Annotated in this window: 5 protein-coding genes; 2 read left to right on the top strand and 3 right to left on the bottom strand. The window is 50.8% G+C overall.

Annotated elements, in window-relative coordinates; genetic code table 11:
• Positions 1–169: 169 nt before the first annotated feature.
• Positions 170–2,539, bottom strand: coding sequence for an ABC transporter permease (locus LZD49_RS29990; protein ID WP_234671706.1), 2,370 nt, complete (start codon positions 2,537–2,539; stop codon positions 170–172).
• A gap of 284 nt (positions 2,540–2,823) precedes the next feature.
• Here LZD49_RS29990 and LZD49_RS29985 point away from each other — a divergent pair, with 284 nt between their 5' ends.
• Complete coding sequence (locus LZD49_RS29985; RefSeq protein WP_234671705.1) at positions 2,824–3,894, top strand: AraC family transcriptional regulator; 1,071 nt, start codon at positions 2,824–2,826, stop codon at positions 3,892–3,894.
• Positions 3,895–3,998: 104 nt separating this feature from the next.
• Positions 3,999–6,386, top strand: a complete 2,388-nt coding sequence (locus tag LZD49_RS29980) for a TonB-dependent receptor domain-containing protein (RefSeq protein WP_234671704.1) — start codon at positions 3,999–4,001, stop codon at positions 6,384–6,386.
• Between the two features lie 74 nt (positions 6,387–6,460).
• Here the strand turns inward: LZD49_RS29980 and LZD49_RS29975 are convergent, their stop codons facing one another.
• Entirely contained in the window at positions 6,461–7,354 is an 894-nt protein-coding gene (locus LZD49_RS29975) for a sugar phosphate isomerase/epimerase (RefSeq protein ID WP_234671703.1), read from the bottom strand.
• A gap of 189 nt (positions 7,355–7,543) precedes the next feature.
• Entirely contained in the window at positions 7,544–9,577 is a 2,034-nt protein-coding gene (locus tag LZD49_RS29970) for a hypothetical protein (RefSeq protein ID WP_234671702.1), read from the bottom strand.
• Between the last annotated feature and the right edge of the window lie 40 nt (positions 9,578–9,617).

The raw sequence follows: 9,617 nt of genomic DNA, 5'->3' as shown, positions 1-9,617 counted from the left end.
GACCATGACTTCGTCAAAACAACATGCAAATTGGACCATGGACGATGGACCATTGACCATGACTTCGTGTAAACGTCAAAACGACATGCCAATCGAACCATGGTCAATGGTCTATGGTCAGGCCGAAGGCCGATGGTCAGCCGTCGGCGGTCGGCGGTCACGAAGCGGCCTATTCACTCCGCAAGCTCTTCACCGGATTCATCATCGCCGCCCTGATCGATTGGAAACTGATGGTAAACACCGCAATGAGGACAGCTATCACACCTGCCAGTGCGAACATCCACCATTCGATGCTAATCTGGTAGGCAAAACCTTGAAGCCATTGTTTCATCACATACCAGGCAACGGGTGATGCAAACACAATGGCCATCACGACCAATTTGAGGAAATCCTTAGATAGTAGGCCTACAATGCCGGCCACAGAGGCTCCCAGTACCTTGCGGACACCGATTTCCTTGGTACGCTGCTCGGCGGTAAATGTCGCCAGGCCAAAAAGTCCGAGGCAGGAGATAAAAATGGCCAGGAATGCAAAGTAACCGGCCAGCTTGCCCACGATCTGCTCGCTCTGGTACTGACGGGCATATTCCTGGTCGGTGAATGCATAGGTAAAAGGGACATTTGGGTTAAGTTTTTTGCAAACCTTGCCGATTGCTGCCAGTGTTTCAGGCGTTTTGCCTGCTTCGATGCGGACCACCACGTTTCCCTGCGGCTGGCGGGCACCGAGGTAGGCGATCATCGGGCGGATGGCCGTGTGAAGAGACTGGAAATGGAAATCTTTTAAAATCCCGACAATCGTTCCCGTTGTGCTCCCCCACTTGATTTTCTGTCCGATCGGGTCTTTGAAATTCATTATCTTTAAGGCAGTTTCGTTAAGGAGATAGCCTGCCGAATCGGTGGGGAAAGCTTTGGAGAAATCGCGGCCCTGGACGACTTCCAGGCCCATCGTTTTGGTAAAATTGTAACCAAATCCTACCGGCGTAAACCTGACCGGATTATTCGGGTCGCTGCCTGGCCACGAGATGCCGTCGGTTCCGTTGCCGTTGGATGCGGGATTGGCGGTCATGTGCGACACATTCTTAATGCCCGAGATTTGCGAAAGTTCTTCATTCAGGATATCAAATTTGTTGAACAACTCACCCTCGATCGGAAAATAAACCAGGTTTTCTCGGTCGAAACCCAGGTTTTTACTTTGGACAAAACCCACCTGCCTGTAAATGATGATCATGCCCACGATCAGGATGACAGACAGCCCGAACTGAAATACGACCAGCCCCTGACGTACCCAAACCGAGCTGGAATCGAACTTCAAGGCGCCTTTGAGGATGCGGACCGGATTGAGCGACGACAGGAACAACGCCGGATAACTGCCGGCCAGCAGTCCGGTGACAACCAGTAACCCGGCGATAATACCCCAGAACGATGGCTCCGACATGGGCAATACGATTTGCTTGCTTGTGAGGTTATTGAATGAAGGCAACAACAACGCTACGATCGTCACCGCCAATACAGCTGAAAGCACCGCGATCAGCAAAGCTTCACCCAAAAACTGCCCAGCCAGCATCGATCTCATTGCGCCGACCACCTTCCTGACGCCTACTTCTTTTGCCCGGCGCGAGGAACGTGCTGTGGCGAGGTTCATGAAGTTAATGCAGGCGATGAGCAGGATGAATACCGCCACAAAACTGAACAGCCGCACATATTCGATGCGTCCTCCGTCCATTTTAGCACCTTTGATATTGCTGTTGAGATAGTATTCATGGAATGGCTGCATTGCAAGCTGCGTTTTGTACGGGTTGCCCGCGTCGCGGTTTGTTTTATCGAGCAGGTGCAGCATTTTAGCCTCGACCTTCGCGGGATCGGCGTCTTTCCTGAGCTTGAAAAAAGTCAGCGGATCGGTGGTCCCCCAATCGGTGGCCCAGCCGTTGTCGTCGACATAGGCATCCCATGTCATGAGGCAATCGAATTTCAATGTGCTGTTGGCACCGATGTTTTCGAAAACCGCCGATACTGTCTTATCCTTGCGGTTATCGTAACGGATTGCTTTCCCGATCGCCGCCTCGGGGCTGCCGAAGAATGCCTCGGCCATGCTCCGCGAAATGGCTATGTTACCGCGATCGCGCAATGCACCTTCCGGCGTGCCTTGCAGTAGTTTGTAACTGAACATTTTAAAAAAATCGCCACTGGCCCAGTTGGTTTCTTGCTTATGTATTTTGGTGCCTGCGGAGAAGGTTTGGGAGCTGGTCCACGAAAACGGAGTCGTCATTTCGATCTCGGGCACCGACTTTTTGAGCTCTTCTGCCAGCGGCCCGGGTGTCCAGATCACACCCTGCACCTTTCCGCTGAAATATTCGCGCATATAAATACGATACAACTGATCCTTGCTGGCATGAAACGCGTCCACACCCCGCTCATCGCGGATCCAGAGCATGATCATCAGGCTGCAAGCCATTCCCAGCGCAAGCCCGAGGATATTGATGGCCGAAAATGTTTTGCTTTTAAAAAGACTGCGCAATGCGATCTTGAAGTAATTACGGATCATGGGTCAGGCTGGTAATTTGGTTGGGCAAAATAGTGCCCCTCTTATCAGGAGGGGTGTGATGTTCTTTTCATGGCTAATAGCATTCGCTGTATACCTGAGGTTAAATGCTGTGCCAAAATCCAAAAACTACCCTTGGAGGCTAGGGAAGCAGTTTTTATCATTTGGAATGTCTTTCTCTTTGTCCGATTTCGAACATTCTTCATTTTGAACCGGACAACCGTCAATAGTTCCTTGAAAACCGCCTGCCGATCAGTTACATTTGGGTTACAATCGGTTCGGCAAAGATGAATTTCGGCAAAGAGATCCTGTTCTTTTTCAGTGCATTAGGCGCCTTCAACGGGCTGATACTCGGCGTATTCCTTATTTTTTTCACCCAAAAGAAATACCTCGCTAATAACTTCCTGGGCGCATTACTGCTCGCCTCGAGTATAAGGATCGCCAAGTCGGTATGCCTGTATTTCGATGGGAAACTGCCAAAAATTTATCTTCAGATCGGTCTCTCGGCCTGCCTATTCATTGGTCCGTTTTTGTATTATTTCGTTCGGTCCGCAGTTACGCCTATGGACAAAATGCCCAAAAGCTGGATCTGGACGCTCATTGTGCTGGCGATACTCACATTGGGCGTCGGCGTGGCGTTACCGTATGCCGACTATCCAGTACTCTGGAATAAAGTGATTGCGCGGGTGATTTACCTGCTATGGTTCGGTTTCCTGCTGGCCTCAGGTCTGCGCATCCGCGGAATGCTTCGGAAACTTTTCAATCGCTCCTACACCATGAAGCCCGCCGAGACCTGGATTTCGATGATCTTTCTCGGGAATGTGCTGATATTCCTTTTGTATTTTTCCTCGCTCATCAATGCCCCATTCGCTTCCTACATCAGCGGGTCCATTGCATTTTCGCTGATCCTCTACCTGATGATCACACTGGTGATTTATAAAAAGAAAACCGATGAACTCTTTTTGCTGCTGCCTGACAAGCCCGTAGCCAAAAAGCTGAATGAAAGCGACGCCGAATTGTGGCTGACAAAGCTGGAAAAAGTCATGAGTGAAAAGGCCGTTTACAAAAATCCGGACCTCAAACTGCACGATCTTTCGCGGGAAATACAGGTTTCGGGCCACCAGCTCTCTGCATTGCTGAACGACCGTTTAGGCAAAAACTTCACCACGTACATCAACGAATGGCGCATTGCCGAAGCCTGTAAAATGATGGTCACCGACCAGCACCTCACCCTCGAAGCGATCGGTTATGAAGTAGGTTTTAATTCCAAATCCACATTTTTCGCCGCATTCAAGAAAGTCAAGGGTATTACGCCATCCTCTTATCAACAAACTACCAATCAACCAATTACAGATTAGGGAGGTATGAATTTATAAATCCGTACTCCTGATTTGCCTTTTACAGACCGCCGGAAACGCCAGGCTTTGGATTTTTGCTTCAAACCAGATCCATTCCCAAAGCCATGAAATTTTCCGGCATCATAATTCTCATCACTTTTCTCTTTTCCCAAACATCCATTGCGCAAAACCGCTGCACCATTTCCGGCCGGGTGGTGAATGTCGGACAACAGCCGGTGGCCGTTTATGCCCGTTTACTCGCGCTGCCAGATTCCATGTTACTGCAAGGTGCTCCCTTTGAAAATGGCCGCGTGACCTTCAGCGGCATTGAACACCAACTGGTCGCATTGCGGCTCAGCAGCGTCGGTCTTTCCGATACTTTACTCCTGATCCGTTGCGAAGGCCGCACTCAAATCGACCTCGGCACGATCCTCCTGCATGAGCACGTGCAGGCGCTGGCTGGCGTCACCATCCGCGGGCAGGCACCACTCGTAACGCAAGGCGCAAACGGAACGACCGAAATACAGATCACCGGCAGCATTCTCGCGGGCAGTACTTCGGCCACCGAGCTACTCGAAAGGTCGCCGGGGATTACTTTCACCGAAGGGCGCGTGGGTGTAATTGGCCGGGGGGAAGCATTGATTTTCCTGAATGGGCAGGCCATTACCTACGAGCAAATGGCGGCCATTCCGGTGGCCCGGATCGCCCGTGTGGAAGTAATCCTTAACCCGTCGGCGCGGTATGACGCGGAAGGGAAAGCGGTGATCAATATCATCACTAAGTCTGTGACAGTCAGCGGAACGACAGGCTCCGTAACCCAGCAATATGCCTATACCAGGTTTGCCGGAAGCGAACTCAACACACTGGCCGACCTGCAATACATGCACAACCGGTTGTCGTTGGAAGCCAACTATGCGCTCGAAACCGGCAACGAACGCGAAGTGCTCCATACGACCCGGACACGCCCCTCCCCAACCGAGTACCTGCATTCGGACCTCACCACCGACTGGCAGCGCAAAATGCGTAACTATTCCAACTTCGGCGCAGGGGCGCAGCTTAATTTGAAAGAAAACAGCTATATATCATTGACTTACAAAGGCAACCTGAACAGCCAGGGCGGCAGCCAGAACAGCAGCAATGCCCTCACCGACATTTCGGGTATGAGCTTTTACCAGAGCTGGGTCGCGAAGGATGAAAAACGCTGGAACCACGCCGTTACCCTCAATTTTCAACAGGCGCTGGATACATTGGGTTCGGCATTGTTCGTCGGCACCCAATACGCCCGTTTCCAAACCGACCAGCATGACCGGATTCGGGAAAACAGCCTCATCAGCGACAGTACGGCCGTTCGTAACCTGCTCAACGACGTACTAATCCGCATCAACATTTCGAGTACACAGGCTGATTATACCAAAGCGTTCCGCAATGGCGGCAAATTTGAAACCGGGGCAAAGTTCAGTTATGCCGATAATGGGTCGGGCACCGACTTCCTGGTTTCGGTGGAAGATGGCCCGCTCCTGCCTGATCAGGGTTTGAGCAGCCATTTTCGTTACGTCGAAAAGGTGCCTGCCGCCTATCTCAGTTACCAGGGAAAAATGAAGGGCAACGTGCAGTTTGGGGCAGGCGCGCGCGGCGAATGGACCAACTATATCCTTAATACCACCGCCCGGGGCGGGCAGGATATTGGCAACAGCTATTTCAATGTATTTCCCAACCTTTTTGTCAGTAAAAACTTTGCGAACGGCCTGCTGAGCCGCATTTCCTATGTTTCCAAAATCACGCGTCCGCGCTACCAGGCACTTAATCCGTTTGTGGTGTATCAGGACCCATTCACGACGATCGAGGGCAATCCCAATCTCCAACCCGAAAAAATCCATACTTTCGAAACCGGACTGCAATACAAGCAACTGGATGTGCGGGCGAGCTACACTTACACCAAAGACAAGATCAACGGCGCAGCACTTCGTGGCGACGCACCGAACAGTTATGTGCTCAAAGGGATTAATCTCGCCAAGGAATATGCATTGCTCCTGACTGCCTCCGCCACATTCAACCTGCATTGGTGGAGCACGACGAACACCATCACCGTAAGCCATAACAAACTGATTGACAATCAATATAGCTTTGAAATCATTAAACCCAAACCACAGTTTTATGGTTACACCAGCAATACATTTGATGTAAATCATTTGTTTAAAATACAGCTCATGGCTTGGTACCTCGGCGAAAGGTCGCAGGGGCTGTATTACAATTTCAGCCGATCGACGGTGACCGTTGGCGTGGAAAGGGATTTTTTCAAAAATGCATTGAAAATCAGGCTTACGGCGAACGATATTTTTCACCAAAGTCAGGTTCATGGTAAATACAGCGTGGGGCAAACCGACATTTACTATCACCGCACCTATTCCACCGCATTCTTCGGCATCAGCGCCGCCTACCGTTTCGGGCGGCTGGGGAAAGTTACATTTAACAGTAAATCAACAGGTGAAACGGAACAGAATCGGGCAAGGTAAAACGCCCTTCGACTGCGCTCAGGGCGACAAGCCTCCATTCGTCCCTTTCTTCATCGTCCCTTCCCCCATCCCCCCTACTTATAGGTTTTCAAAGCCCTCGAATCGCCCTGCTCCTTCAAGATCCTTTTCAGCCCATCCATATTCATCGTGAGGCCGACTTCGGCGTCGGGGGCGGTGTCTTCGTTGATAATACCGATCGGGCCGCGGTAGTTACTGTCGCGGATGATGCGGATCATATCCGCCTCGGCATCGCCCTCACCGATCGGTACCACTTTTACCGGCTTGCCTTTTTTGAGACCCATTAAATTGACGGCCATCAAATGCGGCAGGATTTTCGGGAAAAATTTGGGGAAGCGCTCGATATCTTCTTCTGCGTGATGCAGGTTATAAACAATCCCTATGTTCGGTCTTTTGAGATAATTCATCACCTCCAACTGGTTTTCTGGCATTCCATACCAGCCGCCGTGGTTATAAAGTCCTACCGTACAACCAATCTCCGCTGCTTTGTCGGCAATGTAGGCCAGCGGCTTGGCCACCGCTTCCACCTTCTGCTGCTGGGTCATCTGGTCCATATCCTTGATCCCACTGATCATGCACCAGATTTCGGTCTTGACATGATGCCGTTTCAGCAAATCGAGGATAATGGGCAGGTTTTTATCGTTTTCAGGATTCGGGCCGGAATAAAGCCAGAATGCCTGCAACTTAATATGATGCTTTTTCAAAGCTTCCAGCTCGGCGTCAAACTCCGGAATGTGCTTTTCACGCCAGTCGTAAGCGAGCATTGTAAAACCCAGCTTGTCTAGCATTTCTGCCCGTTGCTCAGGGTTACGCTCCCTGGAATCAAATGGTACAATGCACCACGCAATGAGATTTTCGCGGGCATAAATGTTGTCCGTACCCTTAGTTTTCTGTCCCAAAGCAGGTCGAAACGCAAGCAGGAGGGTTAATAGAAGTAGTTTCTGGATCATGGGGCGGTTGATTTTGAATGAGTCAATGAGTCAATGAGTCAATGAGTGAATGATTGAATGAACTTATTTTGAGGCGTAAGATACCTTTAATATCACCCGGAGCCCCGGTGCGTTCTGGGTGACAGTAAAAGTATCTTACTGCTCACAAATAACATTCACTCATTCACTCATTCACTCATTCAAAATTATTCACGACGGCTCCGCAACTCCCACAAAAATCACCACACCATCCCCACCGGGATTATCTTTGATATCCACATAAACAGACGGTTTCCAGTTGTTCATGGCCCACACATTGCCCGCTCCATCCACGTTGGTCGACGTCAGGCGCATCAAGGGCTCGTAGCACGGCTTGAACGTACGTCCCAGCGGTCCTTGCTGGCTGCCATATAGCGGCTGCCCATTCGCCAGCGTTACACCCGATCCACCCGTTGGCAGCGTCATCAGCTGCGAGGTGCTCTCATCCTCATTATGAATAACCGCCACGCCGAACGGCCCATGCATATCGAAGCTATCGATAGCGCTGTTCCGGCCCTTTTCCTGCGCAAAATTGGCAACATACAACACGCCTGCCTTGTCCATTCGCACGCCCCAGGCGGCATGGACATTTTTGGTAAATACTTTTAAGACATTTTTGAGCGAAGGATCCAGTTTGACAACCCGGCTGCTGGTGACACCCCCTACAAAAATCTCATTCTGCGCATTCACCGTCACCTGTCTGAACTGCTCGTAGCCTACCGAGGCCGGATTACGCGGGTTAACATAATCGCTAACCCAGTGCCCAAGGTACACCAACTGCTCGTTTTCGATCTTGAATTTGTAAACCGAAGATTGCAGGCCGTAATCGTCGTTCCCGATGTTCGACACAATGCCGTTACCCTCGTTATCGATTACGACGTCGAAAGTAAAATGGTATGGGCTGGGCTGATCCAGGAAATTATCGAAAGAGATCATGCGATGGGGATCGCCGCCGAGATACACCACCACGGCGCTGTTCTGGTTGGGGAAACTGTAAAGGCTGTCGGGCGCGGGCGCGAAAGGTTTCTGGCTACCGACCGATGCCATCCAGAGGTTGCCGTCGTTGTCGTAGGTCAGCCCCTGTATCCGGCAAGTACCGCTCGTGAAGCCGTTGGGCGGGCATTGGGGTTTACCGTCATAGGAAAATACCGACACGCTGCCGGTTTCCGGATTGTAGTCCGAAGGGCCCCAGCCGAAGTTCCCGATCGCGATCGTTTCCAGTGAAGGATGTATGGCCGCCCCAAACCCTGCGCCGAGAATACCACCTCCAAATAACGGAGAGATTTCGTTTGGCGAGCCATCCGAATTGAGTACCAAAGCGTGTGTTCCTGAAATGGCCGTTCCGGCGCGAAAATTATTCGTTATCCAAGCCTTATCTTCTTTATCAAATACCACAAAAGCAGCACCGGCAGGAAGAAAGTTCTTCGCTCCTGAGTCGTTGCATTTGACAGTCAGCGTCCATTGGTCGGGGATCGGCGTTTTGTGCGGCGGAAGTTTCAGGCCGGGTAATGACGGTTCAAAAACCTGCGTTTGCTCGCTGATTAATGCGTAAATGGACTGGACGTTAGTGAAAGGTTTGTAAATCAGATGCATTAATGCGCCCAAAAAAGACCTGGCCGGATTGTCAGTTGACGCGAGCGATGTGAACTGCTGGTACACGGATGCTTCGATCAGGCTGTAATACAGCATATTCGACAAAAAATTAAACAGCGCGAAGCTGTTCGTTTCAAATCCGTTAGGCGATGAGGAAATGACTTTCGAAATGGTCCCGTCTGCGTAAACGAAATTGTTCTTCATACCATAGGCAATGCGGATGCGACGCATTTCGCCCTGGATTGCGATGGAATTGTCGTCGCCCACACGTATGAAGCGCGCGAATGCATATGCACAAGCGATCGTGGATTGCGCGCCAACGGACACCGAGTCAGCTGCCCCATCGAAAACCGCCAGCAATGTGATGTTACGGCTGTCGGTTTCGTACAAAGTGTCGTTCAGGCTATACGATTGGATGGTCAAGATAATGTAGTAGTACCCGGACGCCATCTCGGGAATTTGCAGGTCGAAGGCCGACGAGGTGACCTCCGTTTCTGTGATCGGTTCAGGCGCATTATCCGAGATTTCGAACACTTTGACAAGCGCACGGTTGACCTGCGTGCCGTTTCCCGGATTGGCCAGGAAACGCACGGTTTTTGATGTTGTTGACATACTTTAATGCAGAGATAGTGTTGAGAAATGTTTACTTAAA

The sequence above is a fragment of the Dyadobacter sp. CY261 genome, from assembly GCF_021440085.1.
Lineage (GTDB): Bacteria > Bacteroidota > Bacteroidia > Cytophagales > Spirosomataceae > Dyadobacter.
The sequence above is the reverse complement of the archived record's forward strand: the minus strand, read 5'-3'. Positions and strand labels throughout refer to the sequence as shown.